Here is a 26,515-nt window from a genome sequence, read left to right on the forward strand (position 1 = left end):
GCCCGTGGCCTCAAGCGGATTTGCGGTTGGGGCAAGGGCGCCCCAACCAAGTGTGCCTATGCCGCACGGGTTAGTTCGGCACGGGTTTTAGTGATCATTAGGGCGGCTTGCGCGGCCTCGCGCCCCTTTTCTACGAAATGCGCGCGGTAGATGGCGTTGTGGTGATTGGTTTCCTGATATTGATGCGGGGTTAGCGACACCGACAGGACCGGAACACCGGTATCCATGCCTGCACGCATCAGGCCATCAACCACGGCTTGGGCCACAAAATCGTGCCGGTAGATGCCGCCATCCACCACAAAAGCGGCACAGGCTACGGCAGCGTATTGGCCGGTCTGGGCCAGATCGCGGGCCAGCAAGGGCATCTCGAACGCGCCGGGGACGTCGAAGACATCGACCTGTTCCGCGGGGATGAGTTGGAGGAACCCGTCCAGCGCACGGTCCACGATATCGGAATGCCAGTTGGCTTTGATAAAAGCATAGCGGGTGTGTGTCATCATGATCTCCTTTCGTAACAGACACGTCACCCAAGGCGATCACGGGCAGGCGCGCCGCATCACCGGCACGCTGCACGTTCTCTTTCATCCGGACTTTAACCGTCGGCTCTGGCCTCTCACCAGATCTGCTGACACCCCGGCACGGGGCCGCTCGCGGGCTTACGGGTCATGCCCGCATACCGCCGGTGGGGAATTTCACCCCGCCCTGAGAACGGGGTGGAATGTGCCAAGGCCCGTTCACTTCTGCAAGAGGCTTTGCTTGCCACCGAATTGACGGGTTTCGTTTCCATGGTCGTCCTGTAAGGTCGCTGCAACCAAGGAGAGCGCGAATGAAACTCTATCACAGTCCAACCTCGCCCTATGTCCGCAAGGTGATGGTTTTGCTGCACGAAACCCGCCAGCTTGAAGATGTCGAGGTGTTGAACGTCGCCACCACTCCGTTGGCTCCTGCGGACGAGCTGCAGGGCAAGGTGCCGCTGAGACGCATTCCGGCGCTGGAGCGACCCGATGGTCCGACGCTGTTCGACAGCCGCGTGATCTGCGCCTTTCTGGACGCGCGCATCAAGGCGGGAATGTACCCCGAGGGCACCGGGCGTTGGGACGTGCTGACGTTGGAGGCGCTGGCTGACGGTATTTTGGATTCGGCGGTGGGGATGGCCTATGAGGCGCGCCTGCGCCCCGAGGACAAACAGTGGGACACGTGGCTGGATGCGCAATGGGGCAAGATTGAACGGGCCTGTGCCGCGTTGAACCAGCGCTGGATGGCGCATCTGTCGGGGCCGCTGGATATGGGGCAGGTGGCCGTGGCCTGTGCGCTGGGCTATCTGGACCTGCGACACGACGCGCGGAACTGGCGCAAAGGTAATGACGCGCTGAGCGAGTGGTTTGCCACCTTCAACGAACGGCCCAGCATGGCGGCGACCCGTCCCGAGGGTTAACCCGATTCAGGTGCGCTGGCCGTGACTTGCAGGGCCAGCGCGTGGTCGATCAGGGTGCGCTGAACGTGGCGAGATAGGCCGCGATGTCGTCGGCGCCTTTTTTTAGCTTCACGCTCATGTTCGGGCGCGCGGTTTCGTCATCCAGATATTCTTGAATGAAACCAATCGGGTCCTGCGAATAGGCGGAGATGTTTTCCTCGGTCCAGACCAGACCTTCTTCGCCGGCGCGGATCATGTCATCGGTGAACATGCCGACGGGGAGACGCTCGCTCCCATAGCGGTAGTCATTCTCGGCACCGGCGACGCGGCCCACCACGCCAAAGAGATTCGGTCCGGTGATGCCGCCTTTGACCAGAACCTCGCCGTCTTTGATGATCGCATGGCAGGAAGAGCAGCGGTTATAGAGTTTTTCACCTTTGGCCGGGTCACCGGCAGCTGCGGCATGTGACGCAAGGGCAATCGTAAGAGTCAACGCAGTTGGAATGAGCTTTGGCATGGAAAATGTCCTGCTGAGGTTGGGATTAATTCGGCCCTTCGGAGATTCCCGCTAAAAGTGCAATCGAAATCAGGCCTGCGTAAGCTCCTATAAAATATCTATTTTTAACTCAGTTTTTTCGCGGTCACGGATTTCCTGAAAGTGGGAAATTGCATGGCGAAAATGGGTCAGAAATTTGCAAATCAGGCAGCCTGTGATGAGGGGATGACTGATCCTGGTGGCCCGTGTACGCCGGACCCGAATCACATGGATGGCGAATTAGGCTGATTGGCGGATTTCCCCACTTAAACCCGTCCAAAACTTGAAAAATCAGCCCCCCGTTGTGACATGAATGCCCATATGCGGCGTAGTGCGCGCCTATGACCGCTGGACGAACCGATTTCTCCCGGCTAGATAGCCGCGATGAGACGCCGCTTTGATGCGGTGCTGATGCATGTTTGCCCGCAACTGCGGGCGCCGGAATCGGAGAAAACCTCGTGTCCCACGCAGAAGACAACGAAGGCACCCGCAGAGATTTCCTCTACTACGTCGCTGGCGGCGCAGGTGTCGTTGCGACGGGTGCAGCCGTATGGCCCCTGATCAACCAAATGAACCCATCGGCAGACGTTCAGGCGCTGTCCTCGATCCGCGTGGACGTGAGCGGCGTTGAGCCGGGTACGCAGCTGACCGTGAAATGGCTGGGTAAACCCGTGTTCATCCGTCACCGCACCGGTGCCGAGATCACCGAAGCGCAAGAGCAGGACGCCGAAGGCGTAGACGCACTGCCCGATCCGCTGGCGCGCAACTTCAACCTGCCCGCGGATGCGCCTGCGACCGACGAAAACCGCGTGATGCCGTCGCCCGAAGGCGAAGCGCCCGGCGCATGGATCGTTCAGATGGGCGTGTGTACCCACCTGGGTTGTGTGCCTCTGGGTGATGCCGGTGACTTTGGCGGCTGGTTCTGCCCCTGCCACGGCTCGCACTACGACCTTGCCGGTCGTATCCGCAAAGGCCCCGCGCCCGAAAACCTGCCCGTCCCGCCCGTTGAGTGGGTGGACAACAGCACCATCAGACTCGGCTAAGGGAGACCCAACTTATGTCCGGAATTCCCCACGATCATTACGAGCCGAAGACAAACGGCGAAAAGTGGCTGAACAGCCGCCTGCCGATTGTCGGCCTGATCTACGACACCATCATGATCCCCACCCCCAAGAACCTGAACTGGTGGTGGATCTGGGGCATCGTCCTGGCGTTCTGCCTGGCGCTGCAGATCGTCACCGGTATCGTTCTGGTGATGCACTACACCCCGCATGTTGATCTGGCCTTCGCCAGCATCGAACACATCATGCGCAACGTGAATGGCGGCTATATGCTGCGCTACCTGCACATGAACGGCGCGTCGCTGTTCTTTGTTGCGGTTTACATCCACATCTTCCGCGGCCTGTTCTACGGCTCGTACAAAGCCCCGCGTGAGATCACGTGGATCATCGGGATGCTGATCTACCTGATGATGATGGGCACCGCCTTCATGGGCTACGTTCTGCCCTGGGGTCAGATGTCCTTCTGGGGTGCGACCGTGATCACCGGCCTGTTTGGCGCGATCCCGTTTGTGGGTGACGCGATCCAGACCTGGCTGCTGGGCGGACCCGCGGTGGACAATGCCACGCTGAACCGCTTCTTCTCGCTGCACTACCTGCTGCCGTTCGTTATCGCGGCGCTGGTAATCGTGCACATCTGGGCCTTCCACACCACCGGCAACAACAACCCCACGGGTGTTGAAGTGCGCCGTGGCTCGAAAGCCGAGGCCGAGAAAGACACGCTGCCATTCTGGCCCTACTTCGTGATCAAGGACCTGTTCGCGCTGGCCGTGATCCTGGTTGTGTTCTGGGCGGTTGTCGGCTTCATGCCGAACTATCTGGGCCACCCGGACAACTACATCGAAGCCAACCCGCTGGTGACACCTGCACACATCGTGCCCGAATGGTACTTCCTGCCGTTCTACGCGATCCTGCGTGCCTTCACCGGTGAGGTCTGGGTTGTTCAGTTCGCCAGCTTCATTACCGGTGGCATCGTCGACGCCAAGTTCTTTGGTGTGATCGCGATGTTCGGTGCGATCCTGGCCATGGCCCTGGCGCCCTGGCTGGACACCTCGAGCGTGCGTTCGGGCAAGTACCGTCCGATGTTCAAATGGTGGTTCTACCTGCTGGTCATCGACTTCTTTGCCCTGATGTGGCTGGGTGCGATGCCCGCGGAAGAGCCCTATGCGACCTTCTCGCTGATCGCGTCTGCCTACTGGTTCGCTTATTTCTTCGTGATCCTGCCGATCCTCGGCGTGATCGAGAAGCCTCTGGCACAGCCCGAGACCATCGAAGAAGACTTCAACGCGCATTATGGCAAGGCTGACGCCGACGCCACGCCGGCCGAGTAAGAAGAGGGACCGGAAACATGTTCAAGAAACTTGCAATCGGTGCCGCGTTTGCTCTGGCCCTTGCTCCTGCTGCGTCTTTCGCAGCAGGCGGCGGCGAGCAGCATATCGAGGATTTCGACTTCTCGTTCGAGGGGCCGTTTGGCACCTGGGACAAGGGCCAGCTGCAGCGCGGTCTGCAGATCTATACCGAGGTCTGCGCAGCCTGCCACGGCCTGCAATACGTGCCGCTGCGGACGCTGGAAGACCTGGGCTATTCGGAAGAAGAAGTTATCGCCTATGCGGCGGGCAACTTCGAAGTGTTCGATCCCGAGCTGGATGATTTCCGCCCGGCCATCCCGACCGATCACTTCCCGGCCAATAACGGTGTTGGCGCGCCGGACCTGAGCCTGATGGCCAAGGCCCGCGCCGGTTTCCACGGCCCCTACGGTCTGGGTATCAACCAGCTGTTCAAAGGCATGGGCGGCGCGGAATACATCGCCTCGCTGCTGGATGGCTATACCGGCCATGAAAAGGAAGAGGCCGGCGCGGTCTTGTACGAAAACACCGCCTTCCCCGGTGGCTGGATTTCGATGGCACCGCCGCTGTCCGACGATCAGGTTGAATTTGCCGATGGCCACCCGGCCACGGTTGAGGCCATGTCCGAGGATGTCGCTGCCTTCCTGATGTGGACGGCCGAACCGAAGATGATGGAGCGCAAATACTCGGGCTTCGTCGGCGTGATCTTCCTGTCGCTATTGTCGGTGCTGCTGTACCTCGTCAACAAACGCCTGTGGGCCGCTGTAAAGGGGAAGAAGAAGCACTAAGCGCTGATCTTCCTTAGAATAAAGAACCCCCGCGCCACTGGCTGCGGGGGTTTTTTGTTTGGGGGGTGAAGTGGCCAGCCCCTTCTTGGCCTGCGACCAAATCAACCTTGAGGTATTTTGGGCCAGATGAAGAGTGGATCAGGCTGTGAGTTGGGTTTCGGTTGCGCCAGTGATGGTGGCGGTCACGATCTGCCCTTCGGTCTGAGGGGTTCCGAACGACACCTCGGTGAATTGCTCGGTACGGCCCATATGCGGGTTTTCCATCAGGATGTGATGGGTTTTGCCGATCTGGTCGCTCAGATGTTTGACGACCTGAGCCTCGCCCGCAGTGCGCAGCCGGGCGGCGCGGTCCTTGATGATGGTGCCGTTGATCTGCTGCGGTATGCGGGCCGCCGGGGTGCCTTCGCGCTTGGAATAGGGGAAGACGTGCAGCCAGGTTAGATCGCAGTCGGTGACAAGTTTCAGCGAGTTCTCGAAATGCGCCTCGGACTCGGTGGGAAAGCCCGCGATGATGTCAGCGCCAAAGGTCATCTCGGGGCGCAGCTTGCGGGCTTCTTCAGTGAAGCGGATGGCGTCGTCGCGTAGGTGGCGGCGTTTCATCCGTTTCAGGATCAGGTCGTCCCCGTGCTGCAGTGACAGGTGCAGATGCGGCATCAGGCGCGGCTCGGTCGCGATGGCCTGCATCAGGTTCTCGTCCACCTCGATCGAGTCGATTGAGCTGATCCGCAGGCGCGGCAGATCGGGCACTAGTTTGAGAATGCGCATCACCAGATCGCCCAGCTTGGGCTGAGCAGGCAGGTCCGCGCCCCACGAGGTCAGGTCAACGCCGGTCAGAACCACTTCGTTATAACCCCGGTCCACCAGCCGCTTGATCTGGTCTACTACAACTCCTGCAGGGACGCTGCGAGAGTTACCGCGGCCATAAGGAATGATGCAGAAGGTGCAGCGGTGATCACAGCCATTTTGGACCTGCACATAAGCGCGGGAACGGGTGCCAAACCCGTCGATCAGGTGACCGGCGGTTTCGGTAACCGACATGATGTCATCGACCTGTACGGCTTCGGTCTGGCCGATGAAATCCGCCGCCATGCCTTTCCAGGTGTCAGGCTGCATCTTCTCGGTATTTCCGATGACCGCATCAACCTCTTCCATTCCGGCAAAGGTTTCGGGTTCGGTCTGTGCTGCGCATCCCGTCACGATCAGCCGTGCATTGGGATTTTCACGGCGCAGCTTGCGAATCTCCTGCCGTGCCTTGCGCACCGCCTCAGCCGTGACTGCGCAGGTGTTCACCACAACCGCGTCGGTCAGGCCCGCCTGTTGCGACAGTTCCTTCATCGCCTCGGTCTCATAGGCGTTCAGGCGGCAGCCCAGCGTGGTGAATTTCGGCGCGCTCATCCCAGTGTCCTCAGGAATTCCGGCGTCAGAGTACCTGAGAATACGTGGCAGGTGGGTCCGGTCATCCACACGCCATCCTCGCGCCAGTCGATCCAGATGGTGCCGCCGTCCAGATCGATCTGCACCTTGCGCCCAGTCAGGCCGCGCCGTGCAGCGGCCACGGCGGTTGCGCAGGAGGATGATCCCGAGGCCAGCGTGATGCCCACGCCCCGCTCCCACACACGCATCCGGATGTGGTCGGGGCCTATGACCTGTGCCACCTGCACATTGGTACGTTCGGGATACAGCGGGTGGTATTCATAGCGCGCGCCAAATTCTGTCAGAGGGATGGCTTCGGCGTCCTCGACAAAGAAAGTGCAGTGCGGATTGCCCATCCCAGTGGCGGTTGGCCCGCCCTCGATCGGCAGCTCGAGTGTGTCCGCCTCTTCGGCCAGCGGAATCTCGTGCCAGTCCAGCTGCGGCGGCCCCATGTTAACCGAGGTCAGCCCGTCGCCCGCATCGCGTGCGTACAGCGTGCCGCGTTCGGTGGTCAGCGTCAGGTCGGACTTGCCGGTTTCCTCCATCAGGAAACGCGCAATGCAGCGCGTCGCATTCCCACATGCGGCCGAGGTCGATCCGTCAGCGTTGTAGAACACCAGATGCGCATCCGATTCGCCGTTTTCGATCACCGCCAACTGATCGAACCCGACACCAAACTGCCGGTGCCCGATTCCTCTTGCCAGGTCAGGCGTAATCTCAACGCTATGCGCGCGCGCATCCACAATGACAAAGTCATTGCCCAGCCCGTGCATCTTCATGAAGGGCAAACCGGAGGTCAGTATTCGTTGCATGGCGCGCATATAACCCTGCGTTGGAAAGGAATCCACCCTGTGGTGAAGATTCCTGAAAAAAGGGGTTGACCCCCCCGCGCCACCTGCCTAATTAGGCCGCCTATCGGGTCGCCGGAAACAAGTTAAGTGAAGGCGAAACGAGGCGCAAAATAAGGACTTGCACCCGGTCGGGAAAATGCCTTAGAGAGCGCCACGGATCGACAAGATCCAGACAAAAGAGTGGGCCGTTAGCTCAGTTGGTAGAGCAACTGACTTTTAATCAGTGGGTCGCAGGTTCGAATCCTGCACGGCTCACCACTTTTTTCATTAATAACAAGCACTTACGAGGATTCGTTTAGAGCGCGTATCGTGGCGTACGGCTTGCCGGAAGCAATACGGAAGCACTGTGACAAAGATTTAAGTGTGCCTATTGGATCACTATGACGCGGCGCGGCTATTGGCAGTGGTAGTAGCCGGACGCAACCTTTGGAACGCAGGGACACAACATTCCGGACAGGTCATATAAGGCCACACAGCTGTCGTTCACTGCGGCTGCAGCACCCAGCACATCGAACGGCAGCATTATGGTGGAAATGTGTCGTAGTGGCGGCGATGCCGCGACAAGCAGACAACGCGTAGGTTCGGAGAGCCGGGTGCGAGACTATTTGATGACATTTTCAATTTCTTTGGCGTATGTATCAGTTGGCCTTCTTGCCGGTATTCCTTTCGCCTAGCGGTGAGGCACACCAAACTCTAAGGCTCTTCAAATGGTTGCGGATCTGTTTCCAAAAGGTAAACAGTGTTTCCACCAATGGGGATTCGCCCTCAGGGTGAAACAGTGTCATCCTGATGAAATGGGGCGACGCGCCTTATTTTTATGACCTAATTCTTCCCCAAGGGGCCAATGTGGATGGCGCGTCGTCCTTCGTGATCTTCAACATCCTTGGCGTTTAGACGTTACTATCCAACGGACACTCATACGGAAAATCGTAGTGTGGAACTTACGAAGACCACTCAATAAAAGACGGCATTAACCAAATCGCAATTATTCGCAGCGACCCAGAATGGAGTTGGGTGTGCGAAACACGCAGCTTTTCCCGCTCACACAGTGAATATCCTGAACGCAAACATTCAACTCTGCGCACAAGAATGTATTCGAGTCAAAATGCGCTCCTACGAGTACTTTCCCGATCGGGCAAGCATGCATACCGCTTCTTTGGGTTGAAGTGTCGATTTCCGGTGTGCCGAAATCGCCAAAATAGGACTGTGTGACAACATCATAAGACTGACAGTTGAACCCATTTCCATCGACGTGAACACCCACTACTGCTTCACTTGGACCGCACCAATGCATCGAGCCGCCAGGAAACGCGAACTGATTGTCCGTCCTGATACCCCAACTTTGACGTGCCGGAAAATCCAGCGCCCATTCCAGAGGCCCTGTACATAGCAATAAGTTCTGATCAACGTGCACTCCGGCAACCAGGAACCCTGGAGGGCAGCTATGCATTCCGTTTTGTTGAGTCGGTGGCTCATTGTCACCATCAACAAACTCCGCTGCTTGAGAGGTCGACGCATTGCCAAAAACGAAAGCGTAGAGGGCAAAGATCGAAGCTATACTTTTAAGAGTATTTGTTATGGTCATGACTTAACTCCTATTTTTGAAGAAAATTCAGACTTTGGAATTATACCATATTTTTACAATATTTGCGGATTTGCCGTGCGTCCTTTGAGCATCAGACAATAATCACCGGCAAAACAAAGAAAGCCCGACCGCATAGGTCGGGCCGCCTAGGCTCAGGACTCATAGCCAATAGATGACGAGAACGCTACGTCCGCAAACTCGCCGTTATTATGCAGTTCGTCCAATGTCCGGTTTGCGTCATTCGCGACTTGCTGCACGAGCCAAGCTCAAAACATCGGTCAAGGTCCGCTCAGGGCTCAAAAGGACCTGTTCTGTCTCACCGCAGAAAACGACCGCTACGAGCCCATCTTGCCGAATGCTGCGGCAGCCACGAACGTCAGCTTCGCTACCGCAGAACGCTTGGATCATGCACAATAGGCCGACAAAGATGCCCAGAGTGACGAACCTTCGTATCAGAGTATCCAAACGACTCGCCCCCCCGCCCGAAGTCGTTTGGGGCATATCCCTCCAGTGCCATTGAACACATGTGGTCAGGAAAGCGGCTCTCAGACACTGTCGTTTGATAGGCTGAGAGGAACCTCGGCACCATCAGCCAACTATTTGAGAATCGACAACGTTTCTGATATTCTAAACACATAAGTTTTGAGGTTCTTTAAAATGTTCAAACAAATACCGATAGGGATTTTGCGAGGTATATTGGCGAATGTTCGACCTCAGCGCGCCTCTGCAATTCTAACAACAGTTTGTGTCACAGTTGCAATCTTCAGTGCCTCTTCTGTCACTGCTGAGGAGAAGCCGGATGACCGCGAGTATATAGAAAATGAAGCGCTCCAACGCTGGTACTTGAAAAGCATGTGCGCGGAACTTGAGCGAAATGCCTACACTCACAAAGCAATGCACAACCGCGAGAAACTCATGCGTTATTGCAGCGGTCAGGAAGGGTTGCCTCCTATTCGGTTCTTTCCGCAGATATTGGTCGCGCACATACCTGGGGACGCCGAGTATCCGGTTGACGACGGTCTGGACAAGTGTGATTGGGACAATGACGACCCGGGCGGTTGCGATGTCTTTGCCGATGTTTGTCTTGGGGGGTTGAATGGCACTGGCTGGTGTGACGACGATGGATGCTGGTGCCAGTATGATCCGGACATCGACTAGCGTCCCGCTCGGTCAGGCCCTTACCAGTAGCTCTGAATCCAGCGTCGATTGAGCATGCTGTTCTGTTTCCAATAACTGGTGAGATACTCGGAACTGCGCTATCAACTGGGCAAGTAATGCCGCCATTGGCGCAAGCGCGGCGAATTCACCTTATGTCCGCTCACCTGCTTTTTGCCACCTCGTTCTAAACGTCCGGAATGCGCGGTTCGTAGCCCACTGCATGAGCGAAAACCTGGAATGGGATTAAAGGCAGCTAAGGGCTCAAACTGCCCAAATGGACACGGCACAAAAGAAGGCGGGTGCTCGTCAGTGGTTTACGCAATGAACCGATATCTGTTCTTGGCTTCATGCAGCTTGTTTGCGGCGCGCTCAGGGTCCGCTCTTATGTTCTCTGCGAGCCTGTCTCCAACACTATCCATGAAATCACTCAACTCACTTTCGTGAGTATCTTCTAGTGCAGCAAGCGTGATCCCGAGGCCTGCCATTTGCGCCGAAATCAACCTAATTTGTTCGGCGCGGTGTACGTGCTTAACGCTTGTTGCGGCGACGTGGCTGCGCATTTCCAATAAGTCGTCCTCTGACGATCCAGTAACCAAATTCCAAATTTCATGATTGGGCCATCGCGCCCGGTTTCCATCCCCGTGATCAGGTTCGCAATATCGTATCTTCTTTAGCGCCTCTGCAATGACATCGCCGAACAGAGCATCGAATTGCGGCCATGTCCTGATCTGCCAACGGTCCTTGAGCAAGTCCTTCCCGGCCCGTACCTCAACACGCCAGACGCGGCTCTGAGACGCATCAGAATGGTCCATAGGGGGTTTACCAGCCCGCTCTAGGTTGGCGTTCCAGATGTCCCACCAGAGCGGTTTCTTCTTATCAATCACTTCGCGGCGTTTATCATAGATGATAACTTGCCGCCCCGGCATTTTGCCGACAGTGACTGAGGTAAACTGACCTGACTTGCCATTGCTGCGCATATCATCTTGAGCAGTAAGATAGTCGGTGCGGTTCGTGTGGCTGTGAATGACGAAGTTTTCAGGAACGAGTTCAAACTCTGGCGCAAGGATATCAACGCAGAAATCGGCTCGACCGATACTGACTTGATGCGCCTCGAATCGAATTCCTAGCCTTGTTAGGGTCTTGTCAACATAGGAGCGCGCGTACCCAAGCCCTTGTGTCGCAAGAAGTGTTGAGCCTACGGAAATTCGGATACCCCACGGGTCGCGTGCATTTGGTTTCTTGAAAAACCAAGTGACGTCCAGGGGCCCGCCTTTGAGGATAAAGCGATATCCGTTGCCACCGTGAGGCAACAAATCAAAGTCCGCGCCACCATAGCTGAACGGAACGGGATGCCGCTCTTCCTCGGCTCGTTCCCGTTCGGTGTTCAGTAAGTCGAACAGTTCCTGAGAGATATTCGCCTGAATCGAAAGTGCGATGGTATCGAATCCGCGATGTACAACGTGCATTATTGGGGTCTCCTTGGGTTCCGGTATTTCCAGAGGGGGGTGCTACAATCACCCCCCTCTTTCGGCGAATGCCGCGCGATTTGGTTGAGGTTTGGAAAAGGGGCGGGCGCTACGCGCCCTTCGATAGTGCCTCCGGCGGGGCAGCTATTGTTTTGGGGCCGGGCTGGACGCCCGGCGGATTTCATTGGCTGGCTGCGGCCTGCTTCCGAGAAATCCAATTCTCTGCTCGTTCAGCGCATTTGGCGACGTTCAGTAGATCATTGTGAGAAAACGCGCTGGTGGTGCGCCAGTCGCCTTCCCCGTTCTTGTAGGACCGTGAGATATCGACAGAGAAGAAACCGTCATTGTCCCAGATCGTTGCTGTGATAAGCCCGATTTTAAATTTGAAGGTGGATTGCTGTGTCATGGTGAACTCCTTGCTTGAATTGTTTGGCAGACACAGAAGGGGCGCAGGGTGGCGACACCCCACGCCCCTGAGAGCCATCCGGCCCCAAAATCCCGCTCAGCGCTGCCAACTCTGAGCGGGCAAAACTCGAATGTTAGGAAGGTGCGGTGCTGGTGTTGGCGACGCGCTTTTCGGCAATCCACTTTTGCAGATCGCGGCGCGTGTATCGGACAGAGCGACCGGACACTTTTACGAACAATGGTCCACCGCCACGCACCCGCCAGTTCTGCAAGGCACGAACGGAGTAGCAAAGGTAACTGGCGGCCTCTTTTTCGTCGATAAGCCGGTCTAAGTAGTCAGGATCAATCTGTGCTTGCATGGTCGCCTCGCTGCATTTCGTTTCGTTGCAACCAGAATGCAGCGTAGGCGCGGATTATTCTAATGTCATATATGGCTCAAAACTTGTCCATTTATGACATCCCCTATTTTTTAAGGCCAAACACGCGCAATGCCGCGTTGCCGATGGCTTGCGATGTCGGGAACCTGTGGCTGGGATCAACCCAGAAGAAAGCATATAGGAGACTGAAGAAATCGCTTTTGTAAGGTTGGTCAGCGTCGGTTTCGTCGTAGCGGTGCTTCTCCATCGGATCCCGGCCAGTATAGTGCTGGAAAACCTGCGCGAGCCTTTGAATTGTATCTTCTAGATTTTCATTTTGCTTCGGTCTGGCACGCGGACGCTTGTGCTGTTCCAGTGCCTCGCCGATCAGGAATTGAATGTTCGGCAATTTCTCTTGAACCGCATCTACGAGATGTTCGCTGTAGCCAAGACCTTCGTGACCAGAACCCAAAGAGTCTTCAAAGTAGTTTTCCGGCTCGTTACCCATACCCACCTCGTCAAATTCCCATTGGATGGAAGGTGGCAGGTTGGAAAGCTGCTCCAGCAAAGAACTGATGGTCTTGTCCAATTTGCTGTAGATCGCTTTGCGCTCTTTCGCGGGCAGTGGTGTTATGCGCCGGTCTTTGGGGTGGTAGTGCTGAGCAATCCAACCAATGTCCGCAACAAACCCTTCCGCGATTGGTAAGGGGAGTTGCATCTGCTTCCACATGTTTTCGAAATCCAATTCGCTTTTCTCGTCCTGGTTATCCAGCATAAACCCTGAGCCTGTATTGTTATTTAACGTATGGTTGATGTGTGGTGCCCTATGTAACGTAACCTATACGTAGGGCGCTTAATCCCTTGCTGCTTTCCCTATGTAAGGTAACGTTACTGAACAACCCGCAGAACTGAGGTTCTCTTACTTTAGGCAGCGAACACTGAGCTTCTTGGGCACGGCCCTTGAGGCGTGCCGCATTGCTCAAGAAGTAGATGGTGGCACAGCGCCGTAAGAAAAGGGAACACACCTTCATGCTCCCCTTTCCTTGTTGTTGTTTGGAAGCTTTAGCCAGTCACACCGATTTGGGGGCAATTCTTCGTCTGCATGGCCTGCGTGATGGCGTCGTAGTTCCCTTTGGCTGCCGCCAATTGGTCAGCATGATCCTGTGTCGCAGCCATAGCCAACGCGGCAGGCCAGAACAGAACCAGTGTCACGCCTGTGATAACCGCGTCATCCGTTGCCGCTTTCTTTTGGTCTGCCGTCAACTTGTTAACGTTGCTTGCAATCTGGTTGCGTTCGGCGTGCAACTGCTGGCACGAACGCCCATCGAAGATAGCTGGGCTGACATACGTGGCACCGACCTTATCCGGCGACTGCGCGCAGGCAGCAACGAAAGGCAACAGGGCAACGGCAGTGAAAAACCTGCGCATGAAATACTCCTTTACATACATGCGGTTATGGCTCGGACTGACTACGAAAATGAGGCTTAACAGTGGCAACCTGAGACTTTTTCGGTGTCCGATTTGAATTTTCTAGCAGGCACTGATTCATATCAGTTTTTGCCTGGCTAACCCACGCAGGGTCGAAAGATTCGCCGCGACCGAGTTGGAGCCATCAACTAATCAGGTATACCTATATGTAGGGCGTCGCGGCTCCTGAGTTGGTTCCTATGTAATGTAGCTGAACACAACAACCCTTGGTGGTGTAGTGGGGGCGCGGAGTTCAAGGAGCGCAAATCATCACGACGCCCTGCGTGCTTTGCTTCACACGAACCGCAGATTCAATTGGCGCTGAAACCAGCAAGCCGAGCCAAGTTCACTTCCGGTAATTTGCGGGGGAGGTCCAACGATGAATCATGCAGGGCGGTAACCCAAATTCTTGGAATCACCTGTTTTACATGGCTGCTGACTTCAATCAACACGTAAGACATCCACGGCTTTTGTGGATAAGTACGCGGATAATTTGGTGTTGAGTACGCGTTTCATCTTAAAAACTAAAGGTTTCGCTCTGTTTGCCTAAAATTTAAGCGGCAAATTTCATGTTTGTTTTACAAAGACTTTTTGCGCCTTTTTTTCTCGCGTCAAAAAGGAACACGGCTGTTGCGCGTTGTTTTTTGGCAACGCGCATGAGGCCGGGAGATTCGGTGTACAACCTTACCTAGCGGCACCTGAGCCTAATACCCGTCAGCAAGTCTCACCTTGCGACTTTACCGCTAACGCAGCGGGTCCCAGCAATGTGAGGCTATTGAACAACCCGCAAAGGGGTGGTCCGTACCTCTTTACGCACGGCACGTGCTAGACGGGCTGCAACCGATCCCGCTGCCCGTTGTACGGCATCATCTGCGAGATGTGCATAGCGCAGGGTCGTGGTCAGGTTCTTGTGACCCATAATCTCCTTAAGGGTGAACGGGTCGATCCCGTCTTTCATCGCCACTGAGGCATAAGTGTGCCTGAGATCGTGTATACGGACATCGTCCAGACCCGCAGACTTACGTATTCGTCGCCACGGTTTTTGCAGGTTGTTGAGCGGTCCGGTCTCGGACTCGCCCAATATGACATAGGGATTGCCCGGTTGGCGGGGGAGGTCCATCAGGATGTCATAGGCTTCCCTCGGCAGGGGAATACGGCGGCGACCAGTCTTACTGTCTGGCAATTCCAGATGATGCGAGGTTACATAGTCCCAGCGCAGCGTCAGAATCTCGCTGAGGCGGCATCCAGTGTAAATCAGCAGCAGGAGAGCTGAGACCACGTAGACAGTCTCCGAGCCCTCTTCCAGCGCCTCTGCCAGCACTTCACCAAGCCGTATCTGTTCAGCGTCCGATAGGTAACGTTTCTTCTCTTCTTCGCGGAATTTCTTGATCCGGCGCGCGGGGTTCGATCCCGGTTGCCGCAATCCCCAATCCTCGGCCAAATTGAACAGCTTCGACAACATCGCCGCCGCCCGGTTGGCCTGATAGGGCGTTTCCCGCAGCCCGTGATGAAAGGTGACCACATCGGCGCTAGTCACCTCAGCAATCGGGATTGGGCCAAGTTTGGGACGGATGAACCGGCGAATGACACTGTGATAGTCGCGCGCGGTGGTCGGCTTGCAATGCTGGTCGACATATTCCTCTAGGAACCGGTCACAAAGACCCGCCACGGTTGGCGCGCGCCTTTTGGCCTGTCTCTCGGCAGAAGGGTCCGACCCACGCGCGACATCGCCCAAAAGCTGCTTCGCCTGCGTCCGCGCTTCCTCAGCGGTTAGAACGCCGTGCTGACCGATGGTGATCCGTCGCGTCCGGCGTCCGGCCCGGTACTGAACCAGATAGGTCTTCTTGCCGGACGGATAGACCCGCAGCCCAAAGCCGCGCATGTCCCGGTCCCAGACAAGGTATTCCTTGGCCTCAACGGCAAGCCCCTCAACGGCGCGCTTGGTCAGCTTGAACATACCCAGAACACTCCTTGCTTCCGGCCTGCTTCCGGAAGCTATACGGAAGCAAATGGCGGCGAACTCTGGAGTAATTCATGAATTCAAGGCGCAACGAAGGTCAACTTAAATTACTGTTTTCACTTCATTTTTGTCAATGTGGCGAAATCTGGCGAAATGCGGAGAAATGGCTCTGGCCGTTCTTTTAATCAGTGGGTCGCAGGTTCGAATCCTGCACGGCTCACCACCTTTTAGTACTGCGAATGAAGCAAAAGAATACAGATTTGGAGCATAGGTCTGCAGGTCTGGTTTTTGCTCAGTGACCACTTGAAAAGGTCCATGTTCGAACCTTGGATCATTGAGTTTTGATTTACTGCTCATCACTCAGCGGTAATGCCGAACCCCAAGTAGACTGCTGGTACTTTGTTCGTGAGCCAAACACTGTTGTCGGCCTGGAAAAAATCAAAGCCGTCCTTGAACATTTTCAGCGCATCGACGCGCAAGACGACTGGTTTTCCGTGCCGCTGGCCAACGCTCTCGGCCGTGTCGGGATCCAAAGAAAAGTGAACTTGGCGACGACGCCCTGGATTCAGCCCGTCAGAGAAAATCGAGTCCAGATTTGCGCTGGCCGTTCCATGGTAGAGTTCGTCGGGCGGGCATTGGGCTTCCAGACCCAGATCCACGTCAATTGAGTGACCTTGAGCTGCTCGGATATGTAGGCGACCCTCAGACAGAGTGAAGCGTTTTTTGTCGCTGCTCTCAACCAGTTGAAAAAGTTCATCGCGGCTAAGCTTTCGGTTGGCTTTTTTCAAGTTCTTCAGCAGGTCATCAACTCGAGCCCAGCCATGCTGATCCAGCCGAAGACCGATCTCTTCGGGTTTGTGCCGAAGCACCAAACTCAAGAATTTACTCTCTCTACTCACAAATGAACTTCTCACAAAATTTGATTTATAAAACGCTTATTATGGAGCCTGCCAGTACGAAATCTCGATGAAACCCAGAAAAGTCTTTGAGCCGCTATGAAAGGCGGACTCGTATTGATTGGAGAGTTCTCTCGCCCGCGCATTCGACCGGCGAGACGTAGCCCCTTTGATGATGCGTTGAGACTGACGTCGTATGAAAAAATTCCCGGCGCTGTAGTTTTTGGCGTCGTGGACGATACTACGGCTCCTGCTGCGCAATTGACGAGCAATGACCGAGCCGCTGTCGGTTTTGGGCTTTTTGATCATCAAAGGTTGGCTGCAAGGCGAACTCAATTTGTGTTTTCCAAAGGCCCCCACAGGGGCCCCTGTCTATCCTCTTGCCCCGTGTGTCGGCGTGATCCGGGTCTTGGGGCTTTTGCCGCTGAGCACAGGTCGGACCGCTGGACCCAAGAGAGCAGGACGCAGGGCGATCAAGTAACACATCCAGCTGATGCACCAGAACAGGGCCGCGGAGTTTTCCAGGTATTCGCCATGGGCGGTAAGCGGTGCGGTAAGGCGGGTTGCGATGGCGCACCACAGTAACATCATGGCGCAGGTCAGGCTGCGCGGCGCGCGTAGCGAACCCTCTGATGTGTGGGAGGCGGCGCGGCCGGTGAAGGCCATGATCATGCCAGAAATCGCCCCAATGGTGAGGGCGTGCAGGGCGTCTTGCATGGGGTAGGCCGCTGGATAAAACCACAGTGATCCCATCAGCAAAAGCCCGAGGGGAAGCCAGAGAAAGGCCCCGTGTAGCCCGAAGAGCAACGGGTTTCGCCATGTGCCGAAGCTGCGCCAGCGGGGCATCGCGGCAAGCAGGGAAAGGGCGGCGAGGATCAACAAGACATTTGCGAAATCGGCAGCGTCCAGAAACAAGGCAATTGCGCTGCAGCACAACGTGGCGATGGTGATCACGCGCAGCCCTTCGTTGTAGGGCAAGTCCAGCACGGGCAGGTTTTGGTGTTGACGCCAGGTGTTGGTGAAAGCCGGAACGGCACGAACGCCGATAGTGGCAATCAGGATGGCAAAGCCGATCAGCACTGCGCGCGCAAGGGATAGGCTGGCGGCGATATCACCGGAATCGGCAAGGGTCATGTAAGTGGCTTCGACCAGACCCAGAGCCAGCATTGCGAAGGCAAACGGAGCTTTGACATAGGCGCCTGCGGTCGCGATGCGCCATATCAACAGGCCAAACAACGCGATGAAATAGAGCCCGTTACAGATCAGGATCAGGCTGAGGGGGAGGCGATCAGCCATGGCCGTTGTGAGACGGCCCAAGACCCAGAACCCCATCAGTAGTTTCAAAATCAGACCCTGTTCGGGGGGCTTGGCCACCCAGTTGGGCAGGGCGGTCAGCAGGTAGCCGCCGACAGCCAACGCGGCAAAGCCGAACAGCAGCTCATGCACATGCCACAGCACGCTTGGCTCGAACGCCGGGGCGGGCAGGCCCAGACGCACGCCCAAAGGCCACCACCCCATACAGATCAGCGCCCAAAGCGCCGCGCCGCTGAACATTGGGCGATAGGGCGCGGCCCAGAACGATTGCGAGGTCACTCTGCCGGGACGGCCCGGTCGGCGGACCAGTCCGCACCACATGCGCCTTGCAGGAACCCATCGGAAAAGCGGGCACCCGGCGTGAGGGATTGAAGCTCTGCCGCCGTCATTTCCGCTGTGGTGTCTCCTTGCAGAAGAGCGTGATAGGCTGCGCAGATGGCAGGGAAACCCTGTGATTGCGGTGAAAGGCGCAGGGCGGTGACGCCTGCGCGCGCCAGCGTGTCGGCCTGGTAAACGGAAGTTGCATGTGTATCCGACAGGGTCTGCACACCATTCATGGTCATGAACGGCTGACCTTCCAGTGTTTTAACCTCCAGCCCGTCCGGATCGTCTTCGCAGGCAAATTGACAGTTGTCTTTGGTACGACCGTGCATGCGTGCGTGATAGCAGCGGCCCGAGATCGCTAGGGGCAGGCGGCCATGCCCCCAGACCTCGACAGCAACGCCAAGATCTGTGGCGGTTTTAGCCAGCACCTCAACGCTTTCCAATGGCAGTTCGGGGGGCAGGCAGACCCGAGTGGCACCCAGCGAGGCCAGCCATGTCAGCGTGCCTTCGTTGTAGACATTGACCAGCGGACCAACCCAGAACGGCGTGCCCTTGGAAAGATGGGGCAGGGCAGACAGGTCGTTGACCTCGACCGGCAGTCCCATTTCGACAAGATCGGCGGTCAGCTTGCGCTCGCGCTTCAGGGTGACCAGTGCAAGGCTGGTCAGGGCCACCTCTTTGCCTGCGTTTTGCAGCGTTTCGATCGCCTCGGCGATATGCTCCTGATAAAACGGCAGGCGTTTGGAACAGACCAGTTCACCCAGAACGACGCGGGCAACGGGCGTATCGGCCAGTGAGGTGTGAAACTCCAGCCAACGGTCTTTGGACCAGAAGAACTGGGTCGGCCCAGCGGTGAGATCCATGGCTTATCTCCAGGTTTTCTTGTAGGCGCCGGTGGTCATGGCCTGACCCTCGGACAGACGGGCCAACATGCCCTCGGGCAGCGGGCGGCCTGCATCCAGCGCATCCACGGCGGCGCGGAAGTTGCGCACCACCTGCGCGACGTAGGAACGCGACCGCTGGCGGCCTTCAATCTTGAGCGCGGTGACGCCTGCCTTTTGCAACTGCGGGATCAGCTTTTCAGCGTTCAGGCTGACCGGGTCTTCGAACAGGTGGCCGGTTTTCTCACCAGCGCTGAAGCAGCCTTTGCAAAGGGTCGGATAGGGGGCGGCTTCGCCTTTGTTGACGCGGTGAATGATGTAGCCGCCCAGCCGCGCATCCAGCACCCCGTTTTCCTCACGGTATTCCACATGGCTGGCCGGAGAGCAGACGCCGTTCATGTTGGGCGATTTGCCGGTGGCATAAGACGAGAGTGAACAGCGGCCCTCGGCCATCACACACAGGCCGCCAAAGACGAACACCTCGGTTTCGACCTCGGTTTCGGCGTTGATCGCGGCGATTTCCGGCACCGAGAGCACGCGCGGCAGCACCACACGTTTCACGCCAAAGGTCTCGGCATAGTAGTTGATGACATCCGCATTGGCGGCGGCGGCCTGTACCGAGAGGTGACGGCGCAGGGTGGGATGATGGCGTGCAGTGTGGGCCAGAAGGCCGGCATCGGCCAGGATCACCGCATCGGCGCCGCAGGTTTCCGCATCCGCCACGGCGCTGTGCCAGATGGCCTCGTGCCCGGCGCGCGGAAATGTGTTGATGGCGACCAGAACCTTGGCTCCGTGCTGATGGGCAAAGGCTACGCCCTCGCGCATTTCCGCGCGGTCGAAGTTCAGGCCGGGAAAGTTCCGGGCGTTGGTTTCATCGGCAAAGCCGCAGTAAATCGTATGCGCGCCCGCCTTTACTGCCGCACGCAACGCGGCGGGGGTGCCGGCGGGGCAGACAATTTCCATTACCATAGTTCTGCCTCTTCAGGTCTGCTCAGGTTAACGCCGGTTCTTCGCTCGATCAGTGCAAGAACCCTCTGCATGGAATGCGCCAATGGGCCGGACAGGTCCGAGAGTTCCTGGGCGAAGTCCAGCTCGGCATCATCGACGGCGTTGCGCAGGGCCAGCGCTGCGGCCGTATCGCCTTCGATCACCAGATCGCGCGAAAAGAACAGCGCGTCGCCGTCATAGGCGCCGTGAACAAGCCCCAAAAGGGCGGCCAGCGGTCCGGCGATCCGTGCAGCACCGTCGCCGCGGCCGCGCGTGACCGTCACCCGCGGGTTGCCGCCGTTCGGATCAAGACAGATCACAAAAGGCAGGTCGGTCGGATCAAGGATAAATCGCGTGTGATCATACTCACCTAGCCGACGGAACATGCCCGGGTGCTTTTGAGCGATTTTGCGGGAAAAGGCGGACAGGATGGCCGACAAGGGGGTGAACGGCAAAACGCGCAACGGAAAGGTGGCCACCTGCGGAAAGCGCGGAATCATAGCGGGCGATTGGGACAAGCAGGGCTCCTTTGGCACGGTCGACATGTCTCTTGCCGGGCAGACATAAGGGGTTGCACGCTGTCGCAAGTTGACGATTGTCAATTTCGAGGTGGATTTTCGCTGATAGGCAGGCCGGGCTTTCTTGAACAGGATCTCTCGTGCGATCGTTGCCCTCTTTCCCCAGCCTGCGCAGTTTCCTTGACTGGTGCGGGGACACCAATCAGTTGCTGACAGTATCGGAACCCGTCTCTGTTCTTCACCAGATGACGGCGGTTCACCGCAACGTGCTGGAACGGGCTGGCCCGGTGTTGCGGTTCGATTTTCCGGTGTTGGACGGAGGTATAACTTCAAAAATGCCGGTTGTCGCGAACCTGTTCGGGACCACCGAACGCGTGTGCGCCGGGCTTGGGATCAAACCGGAGGAGCTGGACGAGATGGGCGCGTTTCTTGCCGCGCTCAAAACCCCGACGCCTCCGGACGGGTTGCGGGATGCCCTGTCGCGCTGGCCAATGTTGAAGGCCGCTCTGGCGACGCGGCCCAAAATCACCAAGTCCGGCCCCAGCCAGCAGGTCGTGCTGGAAGGGTCGGATATCGATCTGGCCGCCATCCCGGTGCAAACGCATTGGCCGGGCGATGCGGCGCCGCTTGTGACCTGGCCGGTGGTCATCACCCGACCGCATGGGTCTGAGGCGGGCAATGTCACATCCTATAATGCGGGCATCTACCGCGCACAGGTCTTGGACCGGGACAAGCTGATCATGCGATGGCTGCCCCATCGTGGTGGCGCGGCCCATCACCGAAGTTGGGCCAAACAAGGGGAAAAGACCCCGGTCGCAGTTGTTCTGGGGGCGGACCCGGCCACGCTGTTGTCGGCCGCGCTGCCTTTGCCCGAGACCGTTTCGGAAATGACCTTTGCCGGCGCGCTCAACGGCGCCCGGCCCCGCATGGTGGCCGCCAAGTCGGTGCCCCTGATGGTTCCGGCCGAGGCCGAGATCATCCTTGAAGGTTGGGTTTCCCCCACCGAAACCGCACCCGAGGGGCCGTTCGGGGATCACACCGGATACTACAATAGGGCCGAGCCTTTCCCGGTCATGCAAGTCACGGCCGTGACCCATCGGCAGGACCCGCTGTACCTGTCCACCTATACCGGCCGCCCGCCGGACGAGCCCGCGATCGTTGGCGAGGTTTTCAACCGCCTCGCGCTGCCCACCATTCGCGCTCAGATACCCGAGGTCCGCGATCTGTGGCTGCCGCCCGCCGCGTGCTCGTACCGCATGGCCGTTGTCAGCATCGACAAACGCTATCCCGGTCAGGCGCGGCGGGTGATGATGGCGCTGTGGGGGATGCTGCCGCAATTCAGCTATACCAAGATGATCGTGGTCGTGGATGACGATATCGACCCCGCAAACTGGGATGACATCGCCTGGGCGCTTGCCACGCGCATGGACCCGGGGCGGGATGTGATGACGCTGGAAAACACGCCGATGGACTATCTGGATTTTGCCTCTCCGCAACCGGGGCTGTCCGGAAAAATGGGCATCGATGCTACGACCAAGATCGAAAGCGAAACCAGCCGGGAATGGGGAACCGTGATGAAAACGGCAGACAAGGACGCGGAGTTTGCCGCCAATCTTGTTTCGCGCCTGATGGGGGGAGCAGCGTCGTGAGCCAACACCGTGTGATATTGGGCGTGGCCGGAGCGTCGGGTGCAGCGCTCGGGCTGTCGGTGGCCCGGCAGTTGTCGGATCTGGGTGTTGAGATCGACCTTGTCACCAGCGACGCGGCAAGGCGCACGCTGCTTGAAGAATGTGGGGGCGATGCGTTTGACACCCTCAGGGGATTGGCCACCCGCCATCATTCCATCAGCAACATTGGTGCCAGTATCGCCTCAGGGTCGGTCCCGGTCTCCGGAATGATCGTCGCGCCGTGTTCTATGCGATCTTTGGCAGCCATTGCGCATGGCCTGGATGACAACCTGCTGACCCGCGCCGCCAGCGTGCAACTCAAGGAGCGCAGGCGGCTGGTCCTGCTGACCCGCGAGGCGCCGCTAACACTGGTGCATCTTCGGAACATGACAACCGTGACCGAGATGGGCGCAATTGTTCTGCCGCCGGTCCCGGCCTTCTATCTGAAGCCGCAATGCGTGTCGGATATCGTCACTCAGATTGCAGGTCGTGCGATCGATCTGTTGGGGGTTTCTGCCCCGGTGGCAAGACAATGGGCCGAAGAGGGGTTGATGTCTGGCTCTAGTGCCGTGCCCGTGCGGTTCTGAATAGCAGCAGAAACACAAACACCGAACCGATCGAGGTCGTCACGATCCCCACCGGCAATTCCTGTGGTGCCAGAAGAAGCCTGCTGAGGATGTCCGACCCCGTCAGCAAGGCAGCGCCTACAATCGCAGCGGTGGGCAGTAGCCGGTTGTGCAGCGGTCCAGCGATACCGCGGGCGATATGCGGCACCATCAGGCCGACAAAGCCAATCACCCCCGCGACCGAGACAAAAACGGCGGTTGCAAGGGCCGCCGTGAAGAACATGCTGAACCGCAGGCCCTGGACAGGTACGCCCAGCGTTGCGGCGGTCAGGTCTCCGGTCAGCAGGGCATCCAGCCAGCGGCTGCGATACAGCGAATAGGACAGGATCAGCAGCAGTCCGGCGCAGACCAGCGGGAAGGTTTCCCACCGGGCCAGACCCAGCCCGCCCAGCATCCAGAAGATGACCGAATGCGCGGCGCGGCTGTCGCCTGCGAAGATCAGGTAATTGGTAATGGCCGAGAACAGGAATGACACTGCCAAACCGGCCAGGATCAGTTTTTCCGGCGCGCTTGTGCGCAGCCCATGCACCAGAGCCAGCACGATGCCCGAGGCCACAAGGCCACCGCAAAACGCCGCCAGTGGCAGGGTCCAGAACCCCAGAATGTCTCCGGTCACAGTGATGACGAATACGGCTCCGGCGGCTGCGCCCGAGGACAGGCCGAAAAGAAAAGGGTCAGCCAGATCGTTGCGCGTCGTGGTTTGCAGAACCACGCCAACAATACCCAGCCCGGCGCCAATGACAGCCGCGAACAGGGCGCGGGGCAGGCGCAGGTCGAAGACGATCCGGTGCAGGGGGGACATGTCCCCATCCGTCAGGCCAGTGCCCAGCAACACAGCGTCAAACGCATCCCGCGCAGGGATGGGCGTGGTGCCGTAAACAGTCGAAATCAGTAAGAGGGCGGCCAGAATGACCGCCCCCAATATCAGCACAAGGCCCAATCGGCCCATTTCAGTTGAGGCCTGGGTGCATGGCCTGAGCCATTTTCGAGATAGCCTCGATATTTGCCGGTCCGGGGGTCAGCTCCTCGTAGCGCAGGCCGATCCAGCGCTCGTTCTTGACAGCGTCCGTCTGCGACATCACCGGATGGTCCTGCAGGAACTTGAACGTATCCGCTGCGCCATTGCCGGTCTGATAGTCCAGCAGCACCAGGAACTCCGGGTTGGATGCGGCAACGGCCTCCCACGAGGTGCGGCCCCAGCTGGTGTCCATGTCATGGGTGACGTTCTCGCCGCCCGCAGCTGCGATCATCGCGTCGGGGATAGCGAATTTACCAGCGGTGAAGGGCGCGTCCGCCGGGCCGTCCAGAAGGAAGACACGGGGTTTGGCCAGATCGGCGGTCTGGGCTTCGATGGCTGCCAATTCGTCTTTCCAGCTGTCCACCAGCGCTTCGGCCTTGTCGTCGACATGCATCACCTTGCCCAGACGCAGCACGTCGTCGAACAGCAGATCCATGCTGGCCTCGGGGCGTTCCTTGTCCAGATGCACGCAGCTTTCGGTCAGGATCATGGTCTTGATGCCAAAGGGCTCAAGCGTATCCGGCGTCACGTCGCCGCCGGGTTTCATGCCGTAATACCAACCGGCAAAGAACAGGTCGGGTTCAACCGCGACGAGGTTTTCAACGGTCGGGTATTTCGGCGCAAGCTCGGGGATGTCACCGCGCAGGGTGTCGAATTCGGGGCTGGTCTTGTACCAGCCGGTGATGCCTGTCAGGCCCACGATCTTGTCCTGCAGACCCAGCGCAAAGGCCATGTCGGTCATGTTCATGTCATGCACGACCAGCCGCTCGGGCTGAGTTTCGAAAACCAGTGGCGCGCCGCAATTGTCGACCGTCACCTCATGTGCAAAGGCGCCGCCTGCGAAGGCGGTGATCAGGGCCGCAGACCAGATTTGTTTCATTGGGGGGAGTTTCCTTGCTTTAGTTTGAAACGGGTGTTTTTCGAATATCCAGCGCCGGGATCACCCGGCCTTCGTGCTGGAAACACAGGTAGTCGACACCGAACGTGTCGCGCACATGCGCGGGCGTCAGAACCTCGGCCACGGGGCCAAAGCTGGTCAGGCGCGTGGATTTCATCAGTGCCACATGGGTGGCGAATTCGGGGATCATGACCAGATCATGCACGATCATCACCACCGTAATGCCCAGCTCGGCCACCAGCGACAGCATCCGGCCCTTGGCGTCCGGGTCCAGATGGTTGGTGGGCTCATCTAGGAACAGCAGCGACGGGTTCTGCGCCAGCGCCCGCGCGATATGGGCCCGCTGACGTTCGCCGCCGGACAGCAGGGCCATCCGCTTGCCTGCCAACGCGCCCAGCCCGGTCAGGTCCAGTATCCGGTCAAGCTCAGCCGCGTGAGCGTCAGCAGATCGGTCGGAGCGGATCGGAATCTGACCCAGCGCAACGTAATCGCGCAGCAGCAACCGACCGTCCGGAAACTCCTGCTGGCTGACCACGGCGATCATGCGCGCACGTTCTGATGCGGACATCTGTTTCAGGCTACGCCCGTTGATCAGGACATCACCCAGAACCATCTCAGCGGCACCGCACAGAAGGTTCAGAAGCGTTGTTTTTCCGGCCCCGTTTGGCCCGGCAATGGCCAGGATTGCGCCCTTGTCCAGTTCAAATGATGCACCCTGCAGCAGGACATCGCCGTTGAGCGCAAAGTACTCTAGGTCACGTGCGACCAGAAACGCGGGGTTTGTCATGGGTGCTCCTCCACGTTCAGGCAGGGCATACGGGCCAAGGTTTTGGTGAACAATGCGCGCGGACGGTCGGTGGCATTGGTCCAGCCGTCGGCTCTGTCGTGGAATTGCCGTGCAAACTCGGTCACTGCGTTGATGTCGCGTTCTGATTGAATATCACCGAACAGGTACTGCGCTTTGCCAACGGCCTGAAATCCAACAGTTGTCGGCCTTTCGCATCCCGCCATGCAATCGACAGTCCTCACCGCAAAGCCCGCAGGCAGATTGCCCTCCAACGCGGTGCGCAAGGCATCAGCATTCTCTGGCCCCTTGCAGGTCTCGCAGATCAGTAGGAAATGATCAGGTGTTTCCGGCATTGCCCGCTCCGCTCGTTTTCAAACGCGCAGAGAAGGTGCCAATCATAGGAACACGTGTCAGACGTGTCATCATAGCCTCCTTCCAGGACGCCCCGCCCCGGGTTGGTTGAACATATGATGGCAGGTCTCCTGACTTGCGGGTCGATGCTAGGCCATCCTTCCCGGCCCAAAAGGCCAGTGGGTGTATGGCGTCACTCACCGCTTACAGTTGCGGGGGCAGTCACGGAGTTGGCCAATTGACAGGGCCGCACCGTATTCCCTTTTCATCCCCTTTTTGGGGGAACCATCACCAGATTGACTGCCCGAGATGGTCCGATGCGTCAATCATAAATTTGATTCTTGGAGGTTTGTTTTCCGGCGCAGCCCTACAGCGACCGAGCGCCTTGCAAAGACGACATCTGCAGAAACCCACTGGAATGATCCGGGCAGGGCGATAAAGTCCGA

The 26,515-nt window shown here is 58.0% G+C and carries 27 protein-coding genes, 1 tRNA gene and 2 riboswitches; of the genes, 8 read left to right on the forward strand and 20 right to left on the reverse strand.

Annotated features, from left to right (window positions below):
* Positions 1-56 precede the first annotated feature (56 nt).
* Positions 57-497 (reverse strand): 6,7-dimethyl-8-ribityllumazine synthase, encoded by a 441-nt coding sequence (locus GOX63_RS12100; protein ID WP_170326232.1) that lies wholly within the window; start codon positions 495-497, stop codon positions 57-59.
* Between the two features lie 72 nt (positions 498-569).
* Positions 570-714: riboswitch (FMN riboswitch) on the reverse strand.
* A gap of 112 nt (positions 715-826) precedes the next feature.
* Here GOX63_RS12100 and GOX63_RS12105 point away from each other — a divergent pair.
* Positions 827-1,435, forward strand: coding sequence for a glutathione S-transferase (locus GOX63_RS12105; RefSeq protein ID WP_170545812.1), 609 nt, complete (start codon positions 827-829; stop codon positions 1,433-1,435).
* A gap of 49 nt (positions 1,436-1,484) precedes the next feature.
* On the opposite strand, the gene GOX63_RS12110 is transcribed toward GOX63_RS12105, so the two are convergent.
* Positions 1,485-1,931, reverse strand: a complete 447-nt coding sequence (locus GOX63_RS12110; protein ID WP_170326234.1) for a c-type cytochrome — start codon at positions 1,929-1,931, stop codon at positions 1,485-1,487.
* Positions 1,932-2,407: 476 nt separating this feature from the next.
* On the opposite strand from GOX63_RS12110, the gene petA reads away from it, so the two are divergent.
* Genes petA through GOX63_RS12125 form a run of 3 tightly spaced genes read left to right on the forward strand, consistent with a single transcriptional unit; the run spans position 2,408 to position 5,141 of the window.
* Positions 2,408-2,992 carry a ubiquinol-cytochrome c reductase iron-sulfur subunit gene (gene petA, locus GOX63_RS12115; protein WP_170326235.1) on the forward strand — a complete coding sequence of 195 codons (585 nt, stop codon included), beginning with the start codon at positions 2,408-2,410 and terminating at the stop codon, positions 2,990-2,992.
* A gap of 14 nt (positions 2,993-3,006) precedes the next feature.
* The gene (gene petB, locus GOX63_RS12120; RefSeq protein WP_170326236.1) at positions 3,007-4,338 is read left to right on the forward strand and encodes a cytochrome b; all 1,332 of its coding nucleotides are present in this window, start codon (positions 3,007-3,009) and stop codon (positions 4,336-4,338) included.
* Between the two features lie 17 nt (positions 4,339-4,355).
* Positions 4,356-5,141, forward strand: a complete 786-nt coding sequence (locus GOX63_RS12125; protein ID WP_170326237.1) for a cytochrome c1 — start codon at positions 4,356-4,358, stop codon at positions 5,139-5,141.
* A gap of 138 nt (positions 5,142-5,279) precedes the next feature.
* On the opposite strand, the gene mtaB is transcribed toward GOX63_RS12125, so the two are convergent.
* Both mtaB and dapF read right to left on the reverse strand, forming a co-directional pair.
* On the reverse strand, positions 5,280-6,536 hold the full coding sequence (gene mtaB / locus GOX63_RS12130; RefSeq protein ID WP_170326238.1) for a tRNA (N(6)-L-threonylcarbamoyladenosine(37)-C(2))-methylthiotransferase MtaB: 1,257 nt from the start codon (positions 6,534-6,536) through the stop codon (positions 5,280-5,282).
* Positions 6,533-7,375 (reverse strand): diaminopimelate epimerase, encoded by an 843-nt coding sequence (gene dapF, locus GOX63_RS12135; RefSeq protein ID WP_170326239.1) that lies wholly within the window; start codon positions 7,373-7,375, stop codon positions 6,533-6,535. The genes mtaB and dapF overlap by 4 nt, the downstream gene beginning before the upstream one ends.
* A 212-nt stretch (positions 7,376-7,587) precedes the next feature.
* On the opposite strand from dapF, the gene GOX63_RS12140 reads away from it, so the two are divergent.
* A tRNA-Lys gene (locus GOX63_RS12140) sits at positions 7,588-7,663 on the forward strand.
* Between the two features lie 727 nt (positions 7,664-8,390).
* Here the strand turns inward: GOX63_RS12140 and GOX63_RS12145 are convergent.
* Positions 8,391-8,990 carry a hypothetical protein gene (locus GOX63_RS12145; protein ID WP_170545813.1) on the reverse strand — a complete coding sequence of 200 codons (600 nt, stop codon included), beginning with the start codon at positions 8,988-8,990 and terminating at the stop codon, positions 8,391-8,393.
* A 657-nt stretch (positions 8,991-9,647) separates the two neighbouring features.
* Here GOX63_RS12145 and GOX63_RS12150 point away from each other — a divergent pair.
* Positions 9,648-10,148 (forward strand): hypothetical protein, encoded by a 501-nt coding sequence (locus tag GOX63_RS12150; protein WP_170328717.1) that lies wholly within the window; start codon positions 9,648-9,650, stop codon positions 10,146-10,148.
* A gap of 314 nt (positions 10,149-10,462) precedes the next feature.
* Here GOX63_RS12150 and GOX63_RS12155 read toward each other — a convergent pair whose 3' ends face one another.
* From GOX63_RS12155 to ubiT, 11 genes are all read right to left on the reverse strand, one after another.
* Positions 10,463-11,614 carry a hypothetical protein gene (locus GOX63_RS12155; RefSeq protein WP_170545816.1) on the reverse strand — a complete coding sequence of 384 codons (1,152 nt, stop codon included), beginning with the start codon at positions 11,612-11,614 and terminating at the stop codon, positions 10,463-10,465.
* Positions 11,615-11,795: 181 nt separating this feature from the next.
* On the reverse strand, positions 11,796-12,020 hold the full coding sequence (locus GOX63_RS12160; protein ID WP_170545819.1) for a hypothetical protein: 225 nt from the start codon (positions 12,018-12,020) through the stop codon (positions 11,796-11,798).
* Positions 12,021-12,153: 133 nt separating this feature from the next.
* Positions 12,154-12,378, reverse strand: a complete 225-nt coding sequence (locus tag GOX63_RS12165; RefSeq protein WP_170545822.1) for a helix-turn-helix transcriptional regulator — start codon at positions 12,376-12,378, stop codon at positions 12,154-12,156.
* A gap of 103 nt (positions 12,379-12,481) precedes the next feature.
* Positions 12,482-13,150 carry a hypothetical protein gene (locus GOX63_RS12170; RefSeq protein ID WP_170545825.1) on the reverse strand — a complete coding sequence of 223 codons (669 nt, stop codon included), beginning with the start codon at positions 13,148-13,150 and terminating at the stop codon, positions 12,482-12,484.
* Positions 13,151-13,437: 287 nt separating this feature from the next.
* Positions 13,438-13,803 (reverse strand): hypothetical protein, encoded by a 366-nt coding sequence (locus tag GOX63_RS12175; RefSeq protein WP_170430813.1) that lies wholly within the window; start codon positions 13,801-13,803, stop codon positions 13,438-13,440.
* An 811-nt stretch (positions 13,804-14,614) separates the two neighbouring features.
* Entirely contained in the window at positions 14,615-15,799 is a 1,185-nt protein-coding gene (locus tag GOX63_RS12180) for a site-specific integrase (protein WP_170545828.1), read from the reverse strand.
* A gap of 359 nt (positions 15,800-16,158) precedes the next feature.
* Positions 16,159-16,680 carry an RNA 2'-phosphotransferase gene (locus GOX63_RS12185; protein ID WP_174826770.1) on the reverse strand — a complete coding sequence of 174 codons (522 nt, stop codon included), beginning with the start codon at positions 16,678-16,680 and terminating at the stop codon, positions 16,159-16,161.
* 390 nt (positions 16,681-17,070) lie between these two features.
* The gene (locus GOX63_RS12190) at positions 17,071-18,291 is read right to left on the reverse strand and encodes an NnrS family protein (RefSeq protein ID WP_170545831.1); all 1,221 of its coding nucleotides are present in this window, start codon (positions 18,289-18,291) and stop codon (positions 17,071-17,073) included.
* On the reverse strand, positions 18,288-19,199 hold the full coding sequence (ubiV, locus tag GOX63_RS12195; protein ID WP_170326248.1) for a ubiquinone anaerobic biosynthesis protein UbiV: 912 nt from the start codon (positions 19,197-19,199) through the stop codon (positions 18,288-18,290). Before ubiV ends, GOX63_RS12190 begins: the two co-directional genes overlap by 4 nt.
* 3 nt (positions 19,200-19,202) lie before the next feature.
* Positions 19,203-20,180, reverse strand: a complete 978-nt coding sequence (gene ubiU / locus GOX63_RS12200) for a ubiquinone anaerobic biosynthesis protein UbiU (protein ID WP_170326428.1) — start codon at positions 20,178-20,180, stop codon at positions 19,203-19,205.
* Positions 20,180-20,722, reverse strand: coding sequence for a ubiquinone anaerobic biosynthesis accessory factor UbiT (ubiT, locus tag GOX63_RS12205; protein WP_254435939.1), 543 nt, complete (start codon positions 20,720-20,722; stop codon positions 20,180-20,182). The genes ubiU and ubiT overlap by 1 nt, the downstream gene beginning before the upstream one ends.
* A gap of 140 nt (positions 20,723-20,862) precedes the next feature.
* Between ubiT and GOX63_RS12210 the strand changes: the two genes are divergently transcribed.
* Positions 20,863-22,371 carry a UbiD family decarboxylase gene (locus GOX63_RS12210; protein WP_170545833.1) on the forward strand — a complete coding sequence of 503 codons (1,509 nt, stop codon included), beginning with the start codon at positions 20,863-20,865 and terminating at the stop codon, positions 22,369-22,371.
* Positions 22,368-22,976, forward strand: coding sequence for a UbiX family flavin prenyltransferase (locus GOX63_RS12215; protein ID WP_367646714.1), 609 nt, complete (start codon positions 22,368-22,370; stop codon positions 22,974-22,976). The genes GOX63_RS12210 and GOX63_RS12215 overlap by 4 nt, the downstream gene beginning before the upstream one ends.
* Here the strand turns inward: GOX63_RS12215 and GOX63_RS12220 are convergent.
* The 4 genes from GOX63_RS12220 to GOX63_RS12235 are packed head-to-tail and all read right to left on the reverse strand — an operon-like array spanning position 22,951 to position 26,071.
* Positions 22,951-23,964: a FecCD family ABC transporter permease gene (locus tag GOX63_RS12220; protein ID WP_170326251.1), complete on the reverse strand. Its 1,014-nt coding sequence runs from the start codon at positions 23,962-23,964 to the stop codon at positions 22,951-22,953. The two genes, GOX63_RS12215 and GOX63_RS12220, sit on opposite strands and share 26 nt — an antisense overlap.
* A 1-nt stretch (position 23,965) precedes the next feature.
* Positions 23,966-24,913 carry an ABC transporter substrate-binding protein gene (locus GOX63_RS12225; RefSeq protein ID WP_170326252.1) on the reverse strand — a complete coding sequence of 316 codons (948 nt, stop codon included), beginning with the start codon at positions 24,911-24,913 and terminating at the stop codon, positions 23,966-23,968.
* A gap of 19 nt (positions 24,914-24,932) precedes the next feature.
* Positions 24,933-25,718 (reverse strand): ABC transporter ATP-binding protein, encoded by a 786-nt coding sequence (locus tag GOX63_RS12230; RefSeq protein ID WP_170326253.1) that lies wholly within the window; start codon positions 25,716-25,718, stop codon positions 24,933-24,935.
* The gene (locus GOX63_RS12235) at positions 25,715-26,071 is read right to left on the reverse strand and encodes a DUF1636 family protein (protein WP_170326254.1); all 357 of its coding nucleotides are present in this window, start codon (positions 26,069-26,071) and stop codon (positions 25,715-25,717) included. Before GOX63_RS12235 ends, GOX63_RS12230 begins: the two co-directional genes overlap by 4 nt.
* 102 nt (positions 26,072-26,173) lie before the next feature.
* A riboswitch (cobalamin riboswitch) is annotated at positions 26,174-26,374 on the reverse strand.
* Positions 26,375-26,515: the final 141 nt, after the last annotated feature.

The sequence above is a fragment of the Ruegeria arenilitoris genome (assembly GCF_013031355.1).
GTDB lineage: Bacteria > Pseudomonadota > Alphaproteobacteria > Rhodobacterales > Rhodobacteraceae > Ruegeria > Ruegeria arenilitoris_C.